Here is a 523-nt window from a genome sequence, read left to right as displayed (position 1 = left end):
GGGTCGAGGCCTCGCCGATCAACCCGTCGGATCTGGGTCTGCTGATTCCCAGCGCCGCCGGCATGTCGGCGGCCACGGTCGCGGGCACTTCGGACCGGCCTGTCGTCACCGCGCCACTGCGCGACGGGGCACTGGCCGGGATGGCGGCACGCGTCGGCATCTCGCTTCCGGTGGGTAACGAAGGCGCGGGCACGGTGGTGGCGGCGGGGGAGTCGGCGCAGGCGCAAGCGCTACTGGGTAAGACAGTCGGGATCGCCGGTGGAGCGATGTACGCGCAGTACCGGGTGGTCAAGGCCGAGGCGTGTCTGGTGCTGCCCGAGGGGACCAGCGCCAAAGAGGGCGCATCGTCCTTCGTCAACCCGCTGACGGCGCTGGGTATGTTGGAAACCATGCGCCGCGAAGGACATTCGGCTCTGGTGCATACCGCCGCGGCCTCGAACCTCGGCCAGATGCTCGTCAAGGCGTGCCTGGCCGACGGCGTGCCGCTGGTCAACATCGTCCGCAAGGCCGAGCAGGAAGAGAT

At 69.4% G+C, this 523-nt stretch carries 1 protein-coding gene; it reads left to right on the top strand.

Annotation, left to right across the window (positions count from 1 at the left end; genetic code table 11):
* A partial coding sequence (locus tag IMZ11_RS43660; protein ID WP_228649593.1) for a hypothetical protein occupies positions 1-523 on the top strand: 523 nt, incomplete at both ends.

Source organism: Microtetraspora sp. AC03309, from assembly GCF_020826795.1.
Lineage (GTDB): Bacteria > Actinomycetota > Actinomycetes > Streptosporangiales > Streptosporangiaceae > Microtetraspora > Microtetraspora glauca.
The sequence above is the reverse complement of the archived record's forward strand: the minus strand, read 5'-3'. Positions and strand labels throughout refer to the sequence as shown.